Genomic DNA, 21,320 nt, shown 5'->3' with positions numbered 1-21,320 from the left:
CGCTTACGCTACGGGGCGTGACCGGACTCCTCGGCCCGGCGGAGATCCGGGAACTCGCCGCGCGGCTCGGCGTCACGCCGACCAAGAAGCTCGGCCAGAACTTCGTGCACGACCCGAACACGGTGCGCCGGATCGTCACCGCCGCCGGGCTGGCCCCGGACGACGTGGCGCTGGAGGTCGGCCCCGGCCTCGGCTCGCTCACGCTGGCGCTGCTGCCGGTCGCCGCACACGTGCACGCCGTGGAACTCGACCCGGCGCTCGCCGCCGCGCTGCCGGGCACCGCCGACCGGTTCGCCGGCCCGGACGCCGCCCGGCTCACCGTGCACCCCGCCGACGCGCTGCGGGTCACCGCCGCCGACCTGGGCGACCCGGCGCCCACCGCGCTGGTCGCGAACCTGCCCTACAACGTGGCCGTGCCGGTGGTGCTGCACCTCCTCGCCGAGCTGCCCACCCTGCGGCACGGCCTGGTGATGGTGCAGAAGGAGGTCGCCGACCGGCTCGTCGCCGGTCCCGGCTCCAAGGTGTACGGCATCCCCTCGGTCAAGCTCGCCTGGTACGCCCGCGCCCGCGCCGCCGGCAAGGTCCCGCCCAACGTGTTCTGGCCGGTACCCAACGTCGACTCCGGCCTGGTCGCGTTCACCCGCCGCGAGCCGCCCCGCCCCGACGTACCCCGCAAGGCGGTCTTCGCGGTGGTCGACGCCGCGTTCGCCCAGCGCCGCAAGACGCTACGCGCCGCGCTGGCCGGCTGGGCCGGCGGCGCGGACCGGGCCGCCGCCGCGCTCACCGCCGCCGGCGTGGACCCGGGCGCCCGCGGCGAGTCGCTCACCGTCGAGCAGTTCGCCGCGGTCGCCGCGTCGGCCCCGGACGGCTCCACCGGTGCCCAGTAGGCTGGCGCCGTTGCCCGACCCGCCGAGGAGCTGACCGTGCAGAAGCCGTTCGACACCCGCCTGCGCCCACGGGAGCTGTCCCGGTGACCGAGGCCTGGCGACCGGAGGGCGAGGACGGGCAGCGGCGCGGGGCCAGCGGTCCGGTCAAGGTGCGGGTGCCCGCCAAGGTCAACCTCCACCTCGGGGTGGGGCCGCTGCGGCGGGACGGCTACCACGAGCTGAACACCGTCTACCACGCGATCTCCATCTACGACGAGCTGACCGCCCGCCGCGGCGACACGCTCGCGCTCACCATGGAGGGCGAGGGCGCCGGCGAGCTGGCCCTGGACGACACCAACCTGGTGATGCGGGCCGCGCACGCCCTCGCCGGCTACGCCGGCGTCGCGCCGCACGCCCGGTTGCACCTGCGCAAGCACATCCCGCTCGCCGGTGGGCTGGCCGGCGGCAGCGCCGACGCGGCTGCCGCGCTGGTGGCCTGCGACGCGCTCTGGGGCACCGGGCTGTCCCGCGACGAGCTGGCCGGCATCGCCGCCGACCTCGGTTCCGACGTGCCGTTCCTGATCCACGGCGGCACCGCGCTGGGCACCGGCCGCGGCGAGGCGGTCAGCCCGGTGCTGGCCCGCCCCACCTCCTGGCACTGGGTGGTGGCGATCGCCGACGGCGGCCTCTCCACCCCGGCCGCCTACCGGGAGCTGGACCGACTGCGCGACACCGGGGCCGCCGGCGCGCCGCTGGGCAGCACCGACGCGCTGCTCGGCGCGCTGCGCCAGCGGGACCCGCGGGTGCTCGCCGCCACGCTCGGCAACGACCTCCAGGACGCCGCGCTCGCCATGCGCCCGGCGCTGGCCGGGACGCTGAAGGCCGGCGAGGCCGCCGGCGCGCTGGCCGGCATCGTCTCCGGCTCCGGGCCCACCTGCGTGTTCCTCGCCGCCGACCAGGCCGACGCGGGGCGGATCGCCGACGAGCTCAGCGCCGCCGGGGTGTGCCGGGAGGCGCGGGTCGCCCACGGCCCGGTGCACGGCGCCCGGATCATCTGACGACCCGTACCCTTGAATCAGGCGTCCCGGGCCCCGGGACGCCTGATTCGTGAAAGGTGGCTCAGTGGCCAACATCGTCAACCTGGACCGGGTGTCCAAGGGGTACGGCGCCGCCGGGCCGTTGCTCACCGACGTCTCGCTCGGTCTCGACGACGCCGACCGGATCGGCGTGGTCGGCCTCAACGGCGCCGGCAAGTCGACGCTGCTGCGGATGCTCACCCGCACCGAGGAACCCGACGACGGCCGGGTGACCCACCGCCGCGACCTCCGGGTCGCCTGGCTGCCGCAGCGCCTGGACCTGGCCCCCGACCTCACCGTGCGGGACGTCGTGCTCGGCACCGCCTGGCTCGGCGAGAGCATGGGCGCCGAGCACGAGTGGGCCGGCGACGCCGGCGTCCGGGCCATCCTCGACGGCCTCGGCATGCCCCACCTCGGCCTCGACGCGCCGGTCGGCACCATGTCCGGCGGCGAACGCCGCCGGGTCGCGCTCGCCGCGCTGCTGGTCCGCGACGCCGACCTGCTCGTCCTCGACGAGCCCACCAACCACCTCGACGTCGGTGGCGTCGACTGGCTGGCCCGGCACCTGGTCACCCGCAAGGGCGCGCTCGTCGTGGTCACCCACGACCGCTGGTTCCTCGACGCCGTCTGCACCACCACCTGGGAGGTCGCCGACCAGACCGTCCGGGCGTACGAGGGCGGCTTCGCCGCGTGGACGCTGGCCCGAGTCGAGCGGCAGCGGATCGCCGCCGCCACCGAGGCCCGCCGGCAGAACCTGCTCCGCAAGGAGATCGCCTGGCTGCGGCGGGGCCCGCCGGCACGGACCTCCAAGCCCAAGTTCCGCATCGACGCCGCGAACGCGCTCATCGCCGACGTGCCGGAACCGCGCGACACCATGTCGCTGCAACGGCTCGCCACCGCCCGGCTCGGCAAGCAGGTGTACGACCTGGAACGCGTCACGCTGCACGCCGGCCCGAAGGAGATCCTGCGCGACACCACCTGGCAGGTCGGGCCCGGCGACCGGATCGCCGTCCTCGGCCGCAACGGTGCCGGCAAGACCACGCTGCTGCGGCTGCTCGCCGGCGTGACCCGCGCCGACGGCGGGCGCTTCGCCGCCGGGCAGACCGTGCGGCCGGCGTTCCTCTCCCAGGAACTCGCCGAGCTCCCCGGCCACCTGCGCGTGCTGGAGGCCGTCGAGGAGGTGGCCCGCCGGGTGCAGTTCGGCGACCGGGAGATCAGCGCGTCCCAGCTCGCGGAGATCTTCGGCTTCGACGACCGGCGGCTCTGGACCCCGGTGAGCGACCTGTCCGGCGGCGAGCGCCGCCGCCTCCAGATGCTGCGGCTGCTGGCCGGTGAGCCCAACGTGCTCCTGCTCGACGAGCCCACCAACGACCTGGACACCGACACGCTGGCCGCGCTGGAGGACCTGCTCGACTCCTGGCCCGGCACCATCGTGGTGGCCAGCCACGACCGCTACCTGATCGAGCGGGTCACCGACGTCGCGTACGGCATGTTCGGCGACGGGCGGCTGGTGCACCTGCCCGGCGGCGTCGACGAGTACCTCGCCCGCGCCGCCGCGGCCGGCGGCCCGGCACCCGCCGACCTCACCCCGGGCACGGCGGCGCCGGCCCGCGACGGCATGTCCGCCGCCGAGGTACGCACCGCGAAGAAGGAACTCAACCGGCTGGAACGGCAGATCGCCAAGCTCGAACAGAAGGAGGCGGGCCTGCACGAGCAGCTCGCCGTCAACGCCACCGACTACGCCCGCGTCGCCGAGCTGGACGCCCAGCTCAAGGAGGTGCGGGCCGAGCGCGACCGCACCGAGGAGACCTGGTTGGCCCTGGCCGAGGAGCTGCCCGCCGGCTGAGGCGTGGGGGGTGTGCGGCGTCACTGACCGCCGTACGGGACAATCTCCGGAGGAACCCTCATCCGAACGGTCTTGGAGACGCAGAGATGGCCCACACCCCCGTCAACCACCCCGCGCGGCCGATCTACCGGGCGATCGGCGGGCTCGTTGGTCTGTACTTCGTCGTCTTCGGCGGCCTCGGCATCATCGCCAGCGCCGGCAACGACTTCTTCGCCCAGGACGACACCAGGGTGCTCGGTCAGGGCACCAACCTGGCCTACTCGCTGCTGTCGATCCTGATCGGCGTGGTGATCCTGGTCGGCACCGCGATCGGCCGCAACCTCGACGTGGCGATCAACCAGTGGCTGGCGTACGCCCTGATGGTCATCGGTCTGGCCGCGCTGGCGTTCCTCCACACGGACGCCAACGTGCTCAACTTCTCGATCATGACCGTCATCGTGGTCCTGACGCTGTCGCTGGTGCTCCTGATGGTCGGCATGTACGGCAAGGTCGGCAGTTCCGACGAGCACGAGGCCTGGCAGAAGGCCCGCCTGGTGCTCTGATCCGATTCGTCCCGACGGCCCGGCGCACCGCGCCGGGCCGTCGGCGTTTTCCGGGACGGGAGCGGCCGGCTCGGGCGACAATTGCCCCGAATCAGTCGGACGACTGGAGGGCACCATGGCGCACTTCCCGGTGAACCACCCCGCGCGACCGCTCTACCGGGTGCTGTCCGGTCTCATCGGCCTCTACATCCTGGCCTTCGGTGTCTGGGGCGTGTTCAAGACCTGGGGCGACGGGCTGTTCAGCCGGCAGGACACCTACGCCCTCGGGCTGCGCACCAACCTGGCCTTCTCGCTGGTGTCGGTGGTCTTCGGCGCGGTCCTCCTGCTCGGCGCGTCCCGCCGGAACAACCTCGGGCACTACATGAACCTCACCGCCGGCGCGGTCTTCCTGGTCACCGGCATCCTGATGATGTCCGTGCTCCAGACCTCGGCGAACTTCCTGAACTTCTCGATGTCCACCGTCGTCGTGTCGCTGCTGTTCGGGCTGATCCTGCTCGCCACCGGGCTCTACGACAAGGTCGGGCCGCCCGAGCACGCCGAGGAGGAGCGGCGACGCCGCTACCACCCGGTTGCCGAGGGCAACCGCTAACCGCGGATCGGCCCCGGTTTCGACTCCAGGTGCGACAGGCCGTTCCAGGCCAGGTTCACCAGGTGCGCCGCCACCGTCTCCTTGCGCGGCTTGCGCACCTCCAGCCACCAGCGCCCGGTCAACGCCACCATGCCCACCAGCGCCTGCGAGTAGAGCTCCGCGAGCTTCGGGTCGTACCCCCGACTGGAGAACTCCGCGCCGAGGATGTGCTCCACCTGGTGCGCGACGTCGTTCATCACGCTGCTGAAGTTGCCCGTCGCCGACATCAGCGGCGACTCCCGGACCAGCACCCGGAACCCGCTGGTCTCCTCCTCGATGTAGGTCAGCAGCGTCAACGCGGCCTGCTCCAGCAGCTCCCGGGGATGACCCGCGGTCAGCGCCGTGGTGATCCGGTCCAGCAGCGAGCGGACCTCCCGGTCCACCACCACCGCATAGAGCCCCTCCTTGCCGCCGAAGTGCTCGTAGACCACCGGCTTGGAGACCTTGGCCCGCGACGCCACCTCCTCGATCGAGGTGGCGTCGAACCCGCGCTCGGCGAAGATCTGCCGGGCGATCGAGATCAACTGCTCGCGCCGCTGCGCCGCGGACATCCGCACCCGGGGCTTGGCCGCCGGGACGGCCCGCCGGCGAGCGCGGTCGCTGCCGGGAACGTCGGTCACCCGCCCCATCCTGCCAGGCGCGGCCCGCGCCGGCCGACCGGCGACCAGATGTCGTACACCTGTTCTAAGTTGGGGTGGTGACCGATCCGCTCGCTGCCGAGGCGCGCCGGCTGCGCGTCGAGGAACAACTCTCCGTCGTGGAGATCCGGGCCCGACTCGGCATCGGCCGCGACCGGGCCTACGCGCTGCTGCGCGGCGTGTCGCCGCCGAAGTGGACCCGTCGCCCCCGGGCCCGGGACGACGCCCGCGCCGAGGCGCTGAGGCTGCGCGCGACCGGGTGTTCGGTCAACCAGATCGCGGTGCGGCTGGGCGTGGCGAAGTCCACCGCCTACCAGTGGGTGCGGCACCTGCCGCTGAACCCGGACGCCGCGACGGCCGAGCGGCGACGGGCGCACGCGAAGGTGATGACGGATGCGCGTTGGGGCGCCTACCGGGAGGCGCGGGATGCGGAGCAGGCTGCCACGAAGGCTCGGGCCGCGGCTGCGGTGGGTGGCCTCAGCGAGCGGGACCTGCTGGTGCTTGGCGCGGCGATCTACTGGTGCGAGGGGAGCAAGTCGAAGCCGTGGCGACCGCAGGATCGACTGGAGTTCGTCAACAGCGACCCCGGCTTGCTCGCGCTGTTCCTCGCGTTTCTCGCCGCCTGTGGTGTCAACCGCGAGATGGCGAGTTACCGACTGCTCATCCACGAGTCCGGCGAGGTCGAGGCGACCGAGCGCTGGTGGGCGGAGCGGCTGCGGCTCCCGCTGGAGCGGTTCACGCGGGCGACGCTCAAACGGCACAGTCCGACGACGGTGCGGCGGAACAGCGGCGAGGGCTACCGGGGTTGCCTGGTGATCGCCGTTCCTCGAAGCCGGCAGCTCTACTGGCGGGTCGAGGGCCTGATCGCCGGGCTCGGGGACGCCGTGGCGGGAATGCGCGATGAATGAACGGCCGGCAGCGGAGTGGCTCGCCCGCGTGGCGATGCGCCCGATCCGAGGCGTCCGGAGGTGAGCGAGACCCGGTAAGCTGTCAGCGTTCCCTTCGGCCGTGGTGTAACTGGCAACACCCAAGATTTTGGTTCTTGTGTTTCAGGTTCGAATCCTGGCGGCCGAGCAGTTCCAGGTATAGGTGCCCTTCGTGGGGTACGCGGCAAGCTGCCCGCTGCTCTGGTTAGCATGACCGCGAGACTGTCGCCGTCCCGACGGGAGCCACGTCGTGTCCCAGCCCCACCTCCGCACCGTTGTCGTGCTCGCCGCCGGTGAGGGCAAGCGGATGAAGTCGTCCCTGCCCAAGGTGCTGCACCCGCTGCTCGGCCGCACCCTGCTCGGTCACGTCCTGGCCGCGGCCGAGCCGCTCGGCGCGGACCGCACCGTGGTGGTGGTCGGCCACGGCGCCGACCAGGTGCGGGCGCACCTGACCGAGGTGGCCCCCGGGGCCACACCCGTGCTCCAGGAGCGCCAGCTCGGCACCGGGCACGCGGTCCGCATCGCGCTGGACGCGGTGCCGGACGCCACCGGCACCGTCGTGGTGATCAACGGCGACGTGCCGCTGCTGCGGCCGGAGACCGTCGCGGCCCTGGTCGCGGCGCACGAGGAGGCCGCCGCGGCGGCGACCGTGCTGGCCGCCGAGGTGCCGGACCCGACCGGCCTGGGCCGGATCGTGCGGGACACGGACGGGCGGTTGGCGCAGATCGTCGAGGAGCGCGACGCCACGCCGCAGCAGCGCGCGCTGCGGGAGATCAACGCGGGCATCTACGCGTTCGACCTGGCCCGGCTCCGGGAGGCGCTGGGCAAGCTCTCCACCGACAACGACCAGGGCGAGGAGTACCTCACCGACGTCTTCGCGCTGCTCCGGGACGCGGGCGAGCCGGTGGCGGTGCACCGGGCGGCCGACCACGTGGAGACGCTGGGCTGCAACGACCGGGTGGAGCTGGCCGGGCTGCGCCGGCTGCTGCGCGACCGGGTGAACGAGGGCTGGATGCGTACCGGCGTGAGCATCCTCGACCCGCACACCACCTGGATCGACGTGACGGTGACGCTGGAGCGGGACGCCGTGATCGACCAGAACACCCAGTTGCAGGGCGCCACGACGATCGGCGCGGGCGCTTCGGTCGGTCCGGACACCACGCTCGTCGACACCGCGGTGGGCGAGGGCGCGAGCGTGGTGCGCAGCCACGCGGTGGGCGCCGAGGTGGGCCCGCAGGCCAGCGTCGGCCCGTACGCGTACCTGCGGCCGGAGTCGCGGCTGGCCCGCAAGGCGAAGGTCGGCACGTTCGTGGAGACCAAGAAGGCGACGATCGGCGAGGGCTCGAAGGTGCCCCACCTGTCGTACGTGGGGGACGCGACGATCGGCGACCACAGCAACATCGGCGCCGCCACGGTCTTCGTCAACTACGACGGGGTGCACAAGCACCACACCACGATCGGCAGTCACGCGCGTACCGGGGCGGACAACATGTTCGTGGCGCCGGTGCGGGTGGGCGACGGCGCGTACACCGCGGCCGGTTCGGTGATCATCGCGGACGTGCCGCCGGGCGCGATGGCGGTGGCGCGTGGTCAGCAGCGCAACGTGGAGGGCTGGGTGCTGCGCAAGCGGGCCGGCACGGCGGCTGCGGACGCGGCGCGGCAGGCCCGGGAGGGTGCGTCGGAGCCGGGCGGGGCCGCAAGCGAAGGTGACTGAATCCACGGGGACCGCCGGGCGGTGGGTGGGCCGGTGAACCCGGGGGATACTGCAACCGAACAGTCCCCGGCCCCGCCGGGTACCACCGACATACGGGAGCAGACGGGCCCATGGGCAGCATCGTCGCCGAAAACCGCAAGAGCCTGATGCTCTTCTCCGGGAGGGGTTTTCCGGAGCTGGCCAAGGAGATCGGTGAGGTGCTCGGCGTCGCGCCGACGCCCGCCGACGCGTACGAGTTCGCGAACGGTGAGATCTTCGTACGGTTCAAGGACTCGGTCCGTGGTTCGGACGCCTTCGTGGTGCAGTCCGTGACGCACGGGGTGAACACGTGGGTCATGGAGACCCTGATCATGGTGGACGCGCTGAAGCGCGGTTCGGCCAAGCGGATCACCGTGGTGTTGCCGTTCTATCCCTACTCGCGGCAGGACAAGAAGCACCGGGGTCGCGAGCCGATCTCGGCGCGGCTGGTGGCCGACCTGCTGAAGACGGCGGGCGCGAACCGGATCCTGACCGTGGATCTGCACACGGCGCAGATCCAGGGCTTCTTCGACGGCCCGGTGGACCACCTGTTCGCGATGGACGTGCTGGCCGAGTACGTGGAGCACAAGTACGCGGGCCGGCCGATGACGGTGGTGGCGCCGGACTCGGGCCGGGTGCGCGTGGCGGAGCGCTGGACGGACCGGCTCGGTGGGTGCCCGCTGGCGTTCATCCACAAGACCCGGGACCCGATGAAGCCGAACCAGGTGGTGGCGAACCGCGTGGTCGGCGAGGTCGAGGGCCGGGTGTGCCTGATCGTGGACGACATGATCGACACCGGCGGCACGATCTCCAAGGCGGCGGACATCCTGAAGGAGTCCGGGGCGGCGGAGATCGTGGTCGCGTCGACGCACGCGCTGCTGTCGGACCCGGCGACGGAGCGGCTGAAGAACAGCCCGATCAGCGAGGTCGTGGTGACGAACACGCTGCCGTTGCCGCCGGAGAAGCAGCTCGACAAGTTGACCGTGCTGTCGATCGCCCCGCTGCTGGCGCGGGCGATCCGGGAGGTCTTCGACGACGGCTCGGTGACCACCCTGTTCGGTGGCCTGAGCTGACCGCGGGGTCCGGTCGCCGGCGTGGTCCGGCGGCCGGGCCGTTGCGCTGCGGGCCGGCCGGCGCGGTGATAATGGGGGACTGCCGGCAGGCGCGGAAATCGCTCGGGTAGACTGGTCCGGTTGCCACGGCGAGGGTGCCCGGCGGGCTGCTGAATAGCACCGCGCGGAGGCGCCGTCATCGACGCGGTGCTCCGGGCGGTCGTTCATGACCTTGAGCCCCAGCGAGCCCCTCGCCCAGCACCGCCAGACGACAAGCCGCCGCAGCGAAGCATCAGGAGTTTCCCCGTGTCCGAGGTAAAGATCAGCGCCGAGCCCCGTACCGAGTTCGGCAAGGGTGGTGCCCGTCGTACCCGCCGGGCCGGCAAGGTGCCTGCCGTGCTGTACGGCCACGGCGAGAAGCCCAAGCACATCGCGCTTCCGGCGCGTGAGTTCGCCGCCGCGATCCGCAAGGGCGGCGCGAACCAGCTCTTCGCGATCGAGGTCAGCGACGGCACCCAGGTGCTGGCGCTGCCGAAGGCGATCCAGCGCGACCCGATCAAGGACACCTTCGAGCACGTGGACCTGCTGCTGGTCCGCCGCGGCGAGAAGGTCACCGTCGAGGTCCCGGTCCAGCTCACCGGCGAGGCCGCGCGGGACACCCTGATCGTGCACGACCACGACACCCTGTCGGTGACCGCCGACGCGACGAAGGTGCCGGACCACCTGGAGGCGTCGATCGAGGGCGCCGAGGCGGGCACCACGATCACCGCCGCCGACGTCGAGCTGCCGTCCGGTGTCGAACTGGCCGCCGACAGTGAGCTGCCGGTCGCCTCGGTGACCGCCGCCCCGACCGCCGAGCAGCTCGAGGCCACCCTCCCCGAGGTCGAGGAGGCCACCGAGGAGGCCGAGGCCGAGACCGGCGAGGAGACCGCCGAGGCGCCGGAGGGCGCTCCGGCCGCCGAGGGCGCCGAGGCTCCGGCCGAGGCGAAGACCGAGGCCTGATCGGTCCGCAGGCTGTGCGACAGGCGTCCCCGGTGTCCGGGGGCGCCTGTCGGCGTATCGGGACGGGTCGTCGGGGAAGCGAGCGGGAAGGGGCGTCGGGGTGACGGACGAGGCGGGGCCGTGGCTGGTGGTCGGCCTGGGCAACCCCGGTCGGGAGTACGCGGACAACCGGCACAACGTCGGGTTCATGGTGGCCGATCTGCTGGCCGCCCGGCTGGGCGCGAAGTTCGGCCGGCACAAGCGGGCGGTGGCGGTGGTGGCCGAGGGGCGGCTGGGGTTCGGCGGCCCGAAGCTGGTGCTGGTGAAGCCGCTGACCTACATGAACCTCTCCGGTGGTCCGGTGGCCGGGCTGGCGCAGTTCCACAAGATCCCGCCGGCACGGGTGATCGCGGTGCACGACGAGCTGGACATCGGCTACGGGCAGGTGCGGGTGAAGTGCGGCGGCGGCGAGGGCGGCCACAACGGCCTGCGGTCGATGTCGAAGTCGCTGGGCACGAAGGACTACGTCCGGGTGCGGTTCGGCATCGGACGGCCGCCGGGCCGGCAGGACCCGGCCGACTACGTACTCTCGGATTTCTCCGGCGCGGAGCGCAAGGAGCTGGAGTTCCTGGTCGACCGCGCGGCGGACGTGGTGGAGTCGGTGGTCACCAAGGGTGTGGAGCCGACGCAGAACCTGTACCACGGGGCTTGACCGGCTCCTGAGGTGCCGGCCGGTAGTCTGCGCCTCGCGACGCGAGCGAAGCCGGCGACGGGAGCGGTGACACCATGGGCAGTCCTCCGATGATCGACGGCGCGTTCGCCCGCTGGCTGGCGTCGCGGGCCGGGCAGGCGTTGACCGGTCTGCGCGCGGAGCTGGGCTTCGCGGACGCCGGGGCGCTGACGTCGGCCGGGGACAAGGTCTCGCACGACCTGATCCGGACCGAGTTGGCGCGGTGGCGGCCGGCGGACGCGGTGTTGTCGGAGGAGGACGAGGGCTCGCGGCTGGCCTGGACGGCCGAGGTGAGCCGCGAGGCGATGTCCCGGCTGACCGCGGACCGGGTGTGGATCGTCGACCCGCTGGACGGCACCCGGGAGTACGCGGAGGAGGGGCGCGCGGACTGGGCGGTGCACGTGGCGCTCTGGTCGCGGCACGCGTCCACGCCGCACGGTCTGGTGGCGGGCGCGGTGGGCCTGCCGGCGCAGCATCGGGTGTTGGGTACGGACTACCCGCCGGCGTACCCGCCGATGACGGTGGAGGCGGCGACGGCGGGCGCCGGGCGGGCCATCCGATTGGCGGTCAGCCGTAGCCGTCCGCCGGTTTTCCTGACCGATCTGGCAGAGGACGTCGGCGCTCATCTGGTTCCGATGGGCTCGGCGGGTGCGAAGATCGCCGCGGTGGTGACCGGCGAGGTCGACGCGTACATCCACGCCGGCGGCCAGTACGAGTGGGACTCGGCCGCTCCGGTCGCTGTGGCGACGGCCACCGGACTGCACGCTTCCCGGATCGACGGTTCTGCGCTGAAATACAACGAGGCCGACCCGCGCCTACCCGATCTGCTGGTCTGCCGCAAGGATCTCGCGAGTCGGTTGCTTGCGGCGTTGCAGCGTCGTTCCGGGTAACCTGAGCGTTCTTCTTCACGACTCCGACCGGAAAGGTCTGGAATCCGATGTACGGATCCGAGCGAATCGAGTTCGTGTCATGACGGCCCCCGCCGCGTACCAGGTGTCGCACCTCGACGCGCTCGAGGCGGAGAGCATCTTCGTGATGCGCGAGGTCGTCGCCGAGATGGAGCGGCCGGTTCTGCTCTTCTCCGGTGGCAAGGACTCGATCGTGATGCTCCGGTTGGCGCAGAAGGCGTTCGCGCCCGCCAACATCCCGTTCCCGGTGATGCATGTGGACACCGGGCACAATTTCCCCGAGGTGCTCGACTACCGCGACCAGCGGGTGGCCGAGCTGGGCCTGCACCTCATCGTGGCCAGCGTGCCGGAGGCGCTGAACAAGGGCATGGTCCGCGAGTCGGCCGACGGCATGCGCAACCGCATCCAGACGCCGGTGCTGCTCGACGCGGTGGAGAAGCACCGCTTCGACGCGCTCTTCGGCGGCGCCCGGCGGGACGAGGAGAAGGCCCGGGCCAAGGAGCGGGTGTTCAGCTTCCGCGACGAGTTCGGCCAGTGGGACCCCAAGAACCAGCGCCCGGAGCTGTGGTCGCTGTACAACGGCCGGCACCACCCCGGCGAGTCGATCCGGGTGTTCCCGCTCTCCAACTGGACCGAGCTGGACGTCTGGCACTACATCGCCCGGGAGCGGATTCCGCTGCCGGCGATCTACTTCGCGCACGAGCGCGAGGTGATCGAGCGCGACGGCATGTTCTACGCGGTCAACGAGTTCTTCCGGGCCCGCGTCGGTGAGCAGCCGTTCAAGGCCCAGGTGCGGTACCGGACCGTGGGTGACGCCTCCTGCACCGCGGCGGTCCGCTCGGACGCCGACACGGTGGAGAAGGTGATCGAGGAAGTGGCCGCCACCCGGATCACCGAGCGCGGCGCGACGCGCGGCGACGACCGGGTCAGCGAGGCCGCCATGGAGGACCGTAAGCGAGAGGGCTACTTCTGATGAGTGTCGACACCTTGGCGCCGGCCGACGGTGAGACCGCCGCACGGCCGATGGACCTGCTGCGGTTCGCCACCGCCGGCAGCGTCGACGACGGCAAGTCGACCCTGATCGGTCGGCTGCTGTACGACACGAAGTCGCTCTTCAGCGACCAGCTCGCCGCGGTCGAGGCGGTCAGCGCGGCGCGGGGCGACGAATACACCAACCTGGCGCTGCTCACCGACGGCCTGCGCGCCGAGCGGGAGCAGGGCATCACCATCGACGTGGCGTACCGCTACTTCGCCACGCCGCGGCGGAAGTTCATCATCGCCGACACGCCGGGGCACATCCAGTACACCCGGAACATGGTCACCGGCGCGTCCACGGCCGACCTGGCGCTGATCCTGGTGGACGCGCGCAAGGGCCTGGTGGAGCAGTCGCGCCGGCACGCGTTCCTCTGCTCGCTGCTGCGGGTGCCGCACCTGGTCCTGTGCGTCAACAAGATGGACCTGGTCGACTGGTCGCAGGAGGTGTTCGAGCGGATCGCCGACGAGTTCACCGCGTTCGCCGCGAAGCTCGACGCGCCGGACCTGACCGTGGTGCCGATCTCCGCGCTGCGCGGCGACAACATCGTCACCCGCTCGGAGAACATGCCCTGGTACGAGGGCCCGTCGCTGCTGCACCACCTGGAGCGGGTGCACATCGCCTCGGACCGGAACCTGGTCGACGTCCGGTTCCCGGTGCAGTACGTGATCCGGCCGCAGTCCACCACCGTCACCGACTACCGGGGTTATGCCGGCCAGGTGGCGTCCGGCGTGCTCAAGCCGGGCGACGAGGTGATGGTGCTGCCGTCCGGGTTCACCAGCCGGATCGCCTCGGTGGAGACGGCCGACGGCCCGGTGGACGAGGCGTTCCCGCCGATGTCGGTGACGGTCCGGCTGACCGACGAGATCGACATCTCCCGGGGTGACCTGATCTGCCGGCCGAACAACGCCCCGATGGTCGCGCAGGACATCGAGGCGATGGTCTGCTGGATGGACGAGAGCCGGCCGTTGCAGGTCGGCGGCCGGTACGCGATCAAGCACACCACCCGTTCGGCGCGCACGATCGTGCGGGAGCTGCACTACCGGCTGGACGTCAACTCGTTGCACCGGGACGAGACGGCGGCCGAGCTGAAGCTGAACGAGATCGGCCGGGTCCGGCTGCGCACGACGGTGCCGCTGCTCGCCGACGAGTACCGCCGCAACCGCACCACCGGCGGTTTCGTCATCATCGACGAGGCGACGAACCGTACGGTAGGCGCCGGCATGATCGTCGAAGCCACCTGACACGCCCCTCCCCGCGTCGCGCCTCCCCGCGTCGCGCAGATTCACGGAAAGAGTGGCCATCCGAGCGTGGATGGCCACTCTTTCCGTGAATCAGGGGCGCGCAGGCGGGGCGGGGGTCAGGGGAGGCGGGTGACGCCGGGGGCGGGCAGGACGGTCAGGGTGCCCGGGGCGGCGAAGCCGCGTTCGGCGTACGCGGTCGTCACGGCGGCGGCCACCTCGTCGGCGGCGTCCGCGTCGACCAGGGCGAGCACGCAGCCGCCGAAGCCGCCGCCGGTCATCCGCGCGCCGTACGCGCCGGCGGCCAGCGCCGCCTCGACCGCGGTGTCGATCTCCGGGACGGTGATCTCGAAGTCGTCGCGCATCGAGGCGTGCGAGGCGGTGAGCAGCGGACCGGTGTCCCGGGCCCGGCCGGCGCGCAGCAACGCGACGGTGTCGAGCACCCGCTGGTTCTCGGTGACCACGTGCCGGACCCGGCGTCGGGTCTCGTCGTCGTCGAGGCGGGCCAGCGCCGCGTCGAGCCCGTCGGTGGGCACGTCGCGCAGGGCGGTCACGCCGAGCGTCGCGGCGGCCCGTTCGCAGCTCCTGCGCCGGGCGGCGTACTCGCCGTCGGCGTGCCGGTGCGGCGCGCGGCTGTCGACCACCAGCACGGCCAGTCCGGCGGCGTCGAGGTCGAACGGGATCTGCTCGATCTCCTCGGTGCGGCAGTCGAGGAAGAGCGCGTGACCCGCCCGGCCCCGGATGACCGCGGACTGGTCCATGATCCCGGTGGGCGCGCCGACGTAGTCGTTCTCGGCGCGTTGGGCGAGCCGGGGCCAGCGCCCGGTGGGCAGGTCGAGCCCGCCGAGGTCGACCAGCGCGGCCAGCACCGCCGACTCGATGGCGGCGGACGAGGAGAGGCCGGAGCCGACCGGGACGTCGGAGGCGATCGCGAGCCGCGCGCCGGGGACGTCGAGGCCGGCGGCGCGCAGCGCCCACACCACCCCGGCCACGTAGGCGGCCCAGCCGTCGACCCGGCCGGGCTCGTCCGCCTCGGCGACGTCGAACTCGACCGGCTGGTCGTCCAGCTCCGACCAGACCGTCCAGCGCCCGTCCGGGCCGGGCGCCGCGGCGACCACGGTACGCAGCGGCAGCGCGAAGGGCAGCACGAAACCGTCGTTGTAGTCGGTGTGCTCGCCGATCAGGTTGACCCGGCCGGGAGCCGCCCAGCGGCCGGCCGGCTCGGCGCCGTACCGCTGCCGGAAGCCTTCGGTGGCGCGGGCCGCGACGTCGCCGCTCATGAGGCTCGCCCGGTGAGGTGCTCGCGGTAGAACGCCCAGGCGTCGCCGATCATGTCGTGCAGGGTCGCCTTCGCCGGCACCCAGCCCAGCTCGTCGCGGGCCAGCGCGGACGACGCGACCAGCTCGGCGGGGTCACCCTCGCGACGTGGCGCCACCTCGACCGGCACCGGGTGGCCGGTGACCTCGCGGACCACGTCGACGACCTGGCGGTTGGTGAAGCCGTTGCCGTTGCCCAGGTTGTAGATCCGGTGCCGGCCCGGCGTGGCGGCGTCGAGCGCGAGCAGGTGCGCGCGGGCCAGGTCTTCCACGTGGATGTAGTCGCGGACGCAGGTGCCGTCGACGGTGGGGTAGTCGTCGCCGAAGAGTTGGAGCTTCTCGCGCCGGCCGGCGGCCACGTCGAGCGCGATCGGGATGAGGTGCGTCTCCGGGTCGTGCCGTTCGCCGATCGCCGTCCCGTCGCGCAGGTACGCCCCGGCGACGTTGAAGTAGCGCAGCGAGACGGCGCCCAGCTCGTGCGCGACCGCCTCGGAGGTGAGCGCCATGTCGACGGCCAGCTTGGTCGCCCCGTACGTGTTGGTGGGTGCCTTGACGGCGGTCTCCGGGATGGGCAGCTCGGTGGGGTTGCCGTAGACGGCGGCGGTCGAGGAGAAGACCATCCGGGGCACCCGGGCGGCGCGGACGGCGTCGATCAGGGCGATCGAGCCGACGGTGTTGGTGTGCCAGTAGAGCTCGGGGCGGATCATCGACTCGCCGGCGGCGATCAGGGCGGCGAAGTGCAGCACGCCGTCGAACCCGGCGTCGGGGGTGAGCACCCGGGCGGCCTCGTGCACCGGCAGGTCGACGTGGGTGGCGTCGGGGGCGAGCGCCTCGCGGTGGCCGGTGCGCAGGTCGTCCAGCACGGTCACCTGGTGGCCGTGGTCGAGCAGCATCCGGGTCACCACGCTGCCGATGTAGCCGGCGCCGCCGGTGACGAGCAGTTTCACGTCGATCCTCCTGCCTGGCCGCGTCCGTGTCGGCCGTTCGTGATCACCCTACGGCCGGCGGCCACGGCGCGACGGTCGAGTGCGCGTCACCCCATTCCATCACGATCCACCAGGATTGAACAGATCCGCACATTGGGCCGGGCATCCGGCGGTCGCTGTCTACCATGCTTGTCATGCGGGAAGCGGGTGGTCCCGGGCCCCGGCGGCGACCGTCGGGGCGGCCCCGACGCGAATCCGGCCCGCTGGCCCGGGCCGTGGCCCGGCTCGTGGTGCGGGCCGCCGACGGCGCCACCCGGGTGGTGACCGACCTGCTCGGGGCGAGTCCCACCGCCGGGCGGGAACGGATCAGCGAGGCCGAGCTGCGCGACCTGGTCGCCGCCAACACGCTGCTCGACCCGGACGAGCGGCGGATCATCGACGAGGTGCTGGAGGCGGGTGCGCGGCTGGTCCGCGAGGTGATGGTGCCCCGCACCGAGGTGGTGTTCCTCGCCGCCGGTCTGCCCGTGGCCGAGGCGCAGCGGCTGGTCCGCGCCGACCCGCACACCCGCTACCCGGTGGTGGACGGCACGCACGACGACGTGGTCGGTCTGGTGCACCTGCGCGACGTGCTGCTGCGGCCGGAGCCGGCCGGTCGGGTCGCGGTCGGCGCGTTGACCCGCGAGGTGAAGCGGCTGCCGGGCAGCAAGCGGGTGCTCGCGGCGCTCACCGAGATGCGCCGGGAAGGGCACCACCTGGCCGTCGTGGTCGACGAGTACGGCGGCACCGCCGGCATCGTCACCTGCGAGGACCTGGTGGAGGAGCTGGTCGGGGAGATCCACGACGGGCGCCACGGCCCGTCCGACCCAGGGCCGGCCGGCCTGCCCGCCGTGGTCGACGGCCGGCTCAACCTGGCCGACTTCGCCGAACGCACCGGAGTGCCGCTGCCGGCCGGCCCGTACGAGACGGTCGGCGGGTACGTGATGGCCGCGCTCGGTCGCCTGCCGGTGGTCGGTGACGAGGTGCCGGTACGCGGTGACCCGGCCGACGGGTCGGGTGCCGCCGGTCCGGAGGGCTGGCTGCTGCGGGTGCTGGTGCTCGACGGCCGTCGGGTGTCCCGCCTGGCGGTCTCCGTACGCCGGCTGCCCGAGCCCCGGCGCGAGGTCAACGGCCCGCGCCCACCCGTACCCGCCCGACCCGCCGGCCCGTCATGACGGACCGGGGGGCTTGCTGACAGAATTGCCGCCATGTCCGACGTACCCGCCCGCCCGCGCGTCTTCTCCGGCATCCAGCCGACGGCCGACTCGTTCCATCTCGGGAACTACCTGGGCGCGCTGCGGCACTGGGTGGCGCTCCAGGACAGCCACGACGCCTACTACTGCGTGGTCGACCTGCACGCGATCACCGCGGGGCACGACCCCGAGCTGCTCAAGCGCCGCAGCCGGGTGGCGGCGGCGCAGCTCTTCGCGCTGGGCATCGACCCGGAGCGCAGCGTCCTGTTCGCCCAGTCGCAGGTGCCCGAGCACCCGCAGCTTGCCTGGGTGCTCGGCTGCATCACCGGCTTCGGCGAGGCGGGTCGGATGACCCAGTTCAAGGACAAGTCGCAGAAGCAGGGCAGCGAGCGGGCCAGCGTGGGCCTGTTCACCTACCCGATCCTCCAGGCCGCCGACATCCTGCTCTACCAGGCGCACGCGGTGCCGGTCGGCGAGGACCAGCGGCAGCACCTGGAGCTCTCCCGCGACCTGGCCCAGCGGTTCAACTCGCTGTTCGGCCCGACCTTCACCGTGCCGGCGCCGCACATCGTGAAGGACACCGCCAAGATCGTCGACCTCCAGGACCCGACGGCCAAGATGTCGAAGTCGTCCTCCTCCCCGGCCGGCATCATCGACCTGCTGGAAGATCCCGCCCGCTCGGCCAAGAAGATCCGCTCGGCGGTCACCGACACCGGCCGCGAGATCGTCTTCGACGCGACCGGCAAGCCGGGCGTCTCGAACCTGCTCACCATCTACTCCGCGCTCTCCGGCCGGAGCATCGACGACCTGGTCGCGGCGTACGACGGCAAGGGCTACGGCGACCTCAAGAAGGATCTCGCCGAGGTGGTGCGGCAGTTCGTCACGCCGGTCCAGGAGCGCACCAACGCCTACCTGGACGACCCGGCCCAGCTCGACAAGCTGCTCGCGCAGGGCGCGGAGAAGGCCCGGGCGGTGGCGGCCGACACGCTGCGCACCGTGTACGAGCGGGTCGGTTTCTTCCCCCCGGTGCGGTCCGAGTAGCGGCCCGGGCAGGGCGGGAACGGTGGCGGTGACCGGAGGGATGGCGCGCAACGTGGCGGGCAGTGACGCAGCGCCGGGCGGCGGGGACACGATCCAGATCGGGATCGCGGTCGACGTGCCCGAGCCGTGGGGCGGGCTGCTCACCCGCCGCCGGGTCTCCGCCGGTGACCCGCAGGCCGTCCCGGCCCACGTCACCCTGCTCGGTCCGACCGAGATCCCGGTACGCGCGCTGCCCTCGGTCGAGGCGCACCTGAGCCGGGTGGCCGCCACGCACCTGCCGTTCACGCTGCACCTGCGCGGCACCGGCACGTTCCGCCCGGTCACCCAGGTGGTCTTCGTGACGGTGGCGGCCGGGATCAGCGAGTGCGAGCTGCTCGCCGCTGCCATCAACTCGGCCCCGGAGCTGCGGCGCGAGGCCCGCTTCCCGTACCACCCCCACGTCACCGTGGCCCAGGACGTGCCACCCGAGGTGCTCGACAAGGCGTACGAGGACCTGGCCGACTTCTCCGCGCTGTTCGAGGTGGAGGCGTTCACGCTCTTCTCGCACAGCGGCGCGGCCCGGTGGCAGCCCCGTCGCGACTTCCGGCTCGGCGGCCCGCGCTGAACACCCGGCCGACCGGGCCGCCTCCGCCGGGGGCGGCGATCGGCGAGGATGGCGGGGTGAACGTCTTCGGCCGGATCGAGACGGCGGTCGGGCGCCGGATCGACGCGGCCCGGGGTCGCTCGTCCGTCTTCGACCACGTCTGGCTGGCCGGAACGCTCTACGCCGACCTGCTCGCCGGGCGGCTCGCCGCCGCCATCGCCTACTACGGCTTCTTCGCCGTGTTCGCGCTCGCCCTGGTCGCGTACTGGATCTTCGGCGCGGTGCTGCGGGACAACGAGGAGGTCAGCCGCGCGGCGGCCGAGTTCCTCCGGGAGAACCTGCCCTTCCTCGACCCGGCGCAGATCGCCGAGAGCAGCAACACCGTCGGCGTGGTCGGCCTGATCATCCTGGTCTTCACCGGGATCGGGTGGGTGGAGGCGATCCGCTCGTCGCAGCGGCTGATGTACGGCTTCAACCAGCAGCCCGGCAACCTCGTGGTGCGCCGCCTGGTCGACCTGGGCGTGCTGGTCGCGGTCTTCGTGCTGCTCTTCGTCTCGGTCGCCGCCGTCGACGCGCTGGAGTCGCTGCTGCGCTTCCTGCTGCGCAGCACCGGCTCGGTCGGCCTGACCACTGTCAGCGCGGTGCTGAGCGTGCTGGTCAATGCCGTGCTGGCCGCCGCGCTGCTGTTGGCCGTGCCCCGGCTGCGGATGAGCCGCCGCCGGTTGCGCCCGGCGGTGCTGACCGTCGCGATCGGGATCACGTTGCTCAACACCGTGGGGCGCTACTACGTGGTGCGCACCGAGCGGAACCCGGCGTACACGGTGGTGGCGACCGCCGTGGGCCTGCTGCTCTACCTCTACCTGCTCAACCAGATGGTGCTCTTCGGCGCCGCGCTCGCCGCCACCAGCCGGTACGGCCGGGTGGTCGACCTGGCCGAGGGCGGTGCGCGGGAGGTGGACGTGGAGGCGGACGTGCTGGACGAGGAGACCGACCCGGGCACGCCGGGGGGCGGGGGATGAGCCCGCGGATCCTGGTGGACGCGGAGTCGGCGACACCCCCGTACGAGCAGGTGCGCGCCCAGCTCGCGGGCGCCATCGGGACCGGGAGGCTGGCGGTGGGCACCCGGCTGCCCGCGGTCCGGCAGCTCGCCGCCGACCTGGGGCTGGCGGTGAACACGGTGGCGCGGGCCTACCGCGAGCTGGAGGCCGCCGGGCTGGTGCAGACCCGGGGCCGGCACGGCACGGTGGTGGCGCCCGGACGCGACGACGCCACCGACCGGCTGCACCGGGCCGCGGCCGACTACGCCGTCGAGGCGCGTCGCCTGGGTGTGCCGCCGGATCGGGCGGTCGCCCTGGTCCGGGCCGCGCTGGACGCCGGTACGCGTGGCTGAGGACGGTCGCCTGAGCGGGGAGACTCGGGGGATTGCGGTCCCCGCGCGGGCGCGGACCGACCATGATGAGCCGGTGGGCGCACTCGTGACACTGGACCTGCCGAACGACTCGCCGATGCTGACCCTGCCCTGGATCATCACGTTCGGCCCGCTGGCCGCCGAGGACGAGTGGGAGCCGGTGGTCTGCGGCCCGTACGAGCGACCGCACGCGCTGGCGCTGGCCGAGGCGGTGGTGGCCGAGGAGCAGTTGATGGCGGTCGTGGAACCGCTGCTGCCGGCGTTGACGCCGGAGGAGATCCGCGGTGAGATCGCCGCCGCGCAGCTCGCCGCCGAGGACGAGACCGACCAGGCGGACCTCTACGGCGACTTCGAGGACGTCATCGACGAGGAACTGGAGCTGGCCGCCGAACGCCAGCCGGAGCCGGAGCCGGCGAACCCGCCGGACGCCGACGAGGTCCGCGCCGGCTTCGCCCGGATCGCCGCGCTGCTCACCGCCAAGGGCGGCTGACCACCGGGGTAACCGCACCGGCGGACGCCGGCCCCCGGAAGCGGACTCCCGGGGGCCGATGCCACCTCACCCCCCACCACAAGGGGTCGGCAGCCCAGCCGCCCGTCGGCGCGGAGCACAACGGACGA

The 21,320-nt window shown here is 72.8% G+C and carries 21 protein-coding genes, 1 tRNA gene and 1 pseudogene; 20 read left to right on the top strand and 3 right to left on the bottom strand.

Annotated features, from left to right (window positions below; translation table 11 throughout):
* The first annotated feature begins 17 nt into the window (after positions 1 to 17).
* From rsmA to VKK44_RS24675, 5 genes are all read left to right on the top strand, one after another.
* Entirely contained in the window at positions 18 to 887 is an 870-nt protein-coding gene (rsmA, locus tag VKK44_RS24695) for a 16S rRNA (adenine(1518)-N(6)/adenine(1519)-N(6))-dimethyltransferase RsmA (protein WP_343443583.1), read from the top strand.
* An 83-nt stretch (positions 888 to 970) separates the two neighbouring features.
* A complete protein-coding gene (locus tag VKK44_RS24690) occupies positions 971 to 1,924 on the top strand; it encodes a 4-(cytidine 5'-diphospho)-2-C-methyl-D-erythritol kinase (RefSeq protein WP_343443582.1) in 954 nt (317 codons plus the stop codon).
* 64 nt (positions 1,925 to 1,988) lie between these two features.
* Positions 1,989 to 3,788, top strand: a complete 1,800-nt coding sequence (locus VKK44_RS24685; RefSeq protein ID WP_343443581.1) for an ABC-F family ATP-binding cassette domain-containing protein — start codon at positions 1,989 to 1,991, stop codon at positions 3,786 to 3,788.
* 86 nt (positions 3,789 to 3,874) lie between these two features.
* On the top strand, positions 3,875 to 4,330 hold the full coding sequence (locus tag VKK44_RS24680; protein ID WP_343443580.1) for a DUF4383 domain-containing protein: 456 nt from the start codon (positions 3,875 to 3,877) through the stop codon (positions 4,328 to 4,330).
* A 115-nt stretch (positions 4,331 to 4,445) separates the two neighbouring features.
* The gene (locus tag VKK44_RS24675) at positions 4,446 to 4,919 is read left to right on the top strand and encodes a DUF4383 domain-containing protein (protein WP_343443579.1); all 474 of its coding nucleotides are present in this window, start codon (positions 4,446 to 4,448) and stop codon (positions 4,917 to 4,919) included.
* Here VKK44_RS24675 and VKK44_RS24670 read toward each other — a convergent pair.
* Positions 4,916 to 5,578, bottom strand: coding sequence for a TetR/AcrR family transcriptional regulator (locus VKK44_RS24670; RefSeq protein WP_343443578.1), 663 nt, complete (start codon positions 5,576 to 5,578; stop codon positions 4,916 to 4,918). The two genes, VKK44_RS24675 and VKK44_RS24670, sit on opposite strands and share 4 nt — an antisense overlap.
* 77 nt (positions 5,579 to 5,655) lie before the next feature.
* Here VKK44_RS24670 and VKK44_RS24665 point away from each other — a divergent pair, with 77 nt between their 5' ends.
* The 9 genes and pseudogenes from VKK44_RS24665 to cysN all read left to right on the top strand — a co-directional run bounded on the left by VKK44_RS24665 (position 5,656) and on the right by cysN (position 14,202).
* Positions 5,656 to 6,504 (top strand): helix-turn-helix domain-containing protein, encoded by an 849-nt coding sequence (locus VKK44_RS24665; protein ID WP_343443577.1) that lies wholly within the window; start codon positions 5,656 to 5,658, stop codon positions 6,502 to 6,504.
* A 94-nt stretch (positions 6,505 to 6,598) separates the two neighbouring features.
* A tRNA-Gln gene (locus VKK44_RS24660) sits at positions 6,599 to 6,670 on the top strand.
* A gap of 159 nt (positions 6,671 to 6,829) precedes the next feature.
* A pseudogene (glmU, locus tag VKK44_RS24655) lies at positions 6,830 to 8,296 on the top strand (bifunctional UDP-N-acetylglucosamine diphosphorylase/glucosamine-1-phosphate N-acetyltransferase GlmU); the annotation flags it as partial.
* Positions 8,297 to 8,346: 50 nt separating this feature from the next.
* Positions 8,347 to 9,327 (top strand): ribose-phosphate diphosphokinase, encoded by a 981-nt coding sequence (locus VKK44_RS24650; RefSeq protein ID WP_181571583.1) that lies wholly within the window; start codon positions 8,347 to 8,349, stop codon positions 9,325 to 9,327.
* 285 nt (positions 9,328 to 9,612) lie between these two features.
* The gene (locus tag VKK44_RS24645; RefSeq protein WP_343443576.1) at positions 9,613 to 10,308 is read left to right on the top strand and encodes a 50S ribosomal protein L25/general stress protein Ctc; all 696 of its coding nucleotides are present in this window, start codon (positions 9,613 to 9,615) and stop codon (positions 10,306 to 10,308) included.
* 100 nt (positions 10,309 to 10,408) lie between these two features.
* Complete coding sequence (gene pth, locus VKK44_RS24640; RefSeq protein WP_343443575.1) at positions 10,409 to 10,999, top strand: aminoacyl-tRNA hydrolase; 591 nt, start codon at positions 10,409 to 10,411, stop codon at positions 10,997 to 10,999.
* A 74-nt stretch (positions 11,000 to 11,073) separates the two neighbouring features.
* A complete protein-coding gene (locus tag VKK44_RS24635) occupies positions 11,074 to 11,907 on the top strand; it encodes an inositol monophosphatase family protein (protein WP_343443574.1) in 834 nt (277 codons plus the stop codon).
* Positions 11,908 to 11,986: 79 nt separating this feature from the next.
* On the top strand, positions 11,987 to 12,898 hold the full coding sequence (gene cysD / locus VKK44_RS24630; protein ID WP_343443573.1) for a sulfate adenylyltransferase subunit CysD: 912 nt from the start codon (positions 11,987 to 11,989) through the stop codon (positions 12,896 to 12,898).
* A complete protein-coding gene (gene cysN, locus VKK44_RS24625) occupies positions 12,898 to 14,202 on the top strand; it encodes a sulfate adenylyltransferase subunit CysN (RefSeq protein ID WP_343443572.1) in 1,305 nt (434 codons plus the stop codon). The genes cysD and cysN overlap by 1 nt, the downstream gene beginning before the upstream one ends.
* A gap of 116 nt (positions 14,203 to 14,318) precedes the next feature.
* Here cysN and galK read toward each other — a convergent pair whose 3' ends face one another.
* Positions 14,319 to 15,479: a galactokinase gene (gene galK, locus VKK44_RS24620; RefSeq protein ID WP_343443571.1), complete on the bottom strand. Its 1,161-nt coding sequence runs from the start codon at positions 15,477 to 15,479 to the stop codon at positions 14,319 to 14,321.
* The gene (galE, locus tag VKK44_RS24615) at positions 15,476 to 16,408 is read right to left on the bottom strand and encodes a UDP-glucose 4-epimerase GalE (protein ID WP_343447892.1); all 933 of its coding nucleotides are present in this window, start codon (positions 16,406 to 16,408) and stop codon (positions 15,476 to 15,478) included. The genes galK and galE overlap by 4 nt, the downstream gene beginning before the upstream one ends.
* A 227-nt stretch (positions 16,409 to 16,635) precedes the next feature.
* Between galE and VKK44_RS24610 the strand changes: the two genes are divergently transcribed.
* The 6 genes from VKK44_RS24610 (at position 16,636) to VKK44_RS24585 (ending at position 21,192) form a co-directional block, all read left to right on the top strand.
* On the top strand, positions 16,636 to 17,652 hold the full coding sequence (locus VKK44_RS24610) for a hemolysin family protein (protein WP_343443570.1): 1,017 nt from the start codon (positions 16,636 to 16,638) through the stop codon (positions 17,650 to 17,652).
* Between the two features lie 33 nt (positions 17,653 to 17,685).
* Complete coding sequence (gene trpS, locus VKK44_RS24605; protein ID WP_343443569.1) at positions 17,686 to 18,711, top strand: tryptophan--tRNA ligase; 1,026 nt, start codon at positions 17,686 to 17,688, stop codon at positions 18,709 to 18,711.
* A 40-nt stretch (positions 18,712 to 18,751) separates the two neighbouring features.
* On the top strand, positions 18,752 to 19,315 hold the full coding sequence (locus tag VKK44_RS24600) for a 2'-5' RNA ligase family protein (protein ID WP_343447891.1): 564 nt from the start codon (positions 18,752 to 18,754) through the stop codon (positions 19,313 to 19,315).
* Between the two features lie 56 nt (positions 19,316 to 19,371).
* Positions 19,372 to 20,313, top strand: a complete 942-nt coding sequence (locus tag VKK44_RS24595) for a YihY/virulence factor BrkB family protein (protein WP_343443568.1) — start codon at positions 19,372 to 19,374, stop codon at positions 20,311 to 20,313.
* Positions 20,310 to 20,684, top strand: a complete 375-nt coding sequence (locus VKK44_RS24590) for a GntR family transcriptional regulator (RefSeq protein ID WP_343443567.1) — start codon at positions 20,310 to 20,312, stop codon at positions 20,682 to 20,684. The genes VKK44_RS24595 and VKK44_RS24590 overlap by 4 nt, the downstream gene beginning before the upstream one ends.
* Positions 20,685 to 20,757: 73 nt before the next feature.
* Complete coding sequence (locus tag VKK44_RS24585) at positions 20,758 to 21,192, top strand: hypothetical protein (protein WP_343443566.1); 435 nt, start codon at positions 20,758 to 20,760, stop codon at positions 21,190 to 21,192.
* The last annotated feature ends 128 nt before the right edge of the window (positions 21,193 to 21,320 follow it).

This window comes from Micromonospora sp. DSM 45708 (assembly GCF_039566955.1).
In the GTDB taxonomy this organism is placed as follows: Bacteria; Actinomycetota; Actinomycetes; order Mycobacteriales; family Micromonosporaceae; genus Micromonospora.
Note: the sequence above shows the minus strand (reverse complement) of the source record. Positions and strands in the feature narration are given on the sequence as shown.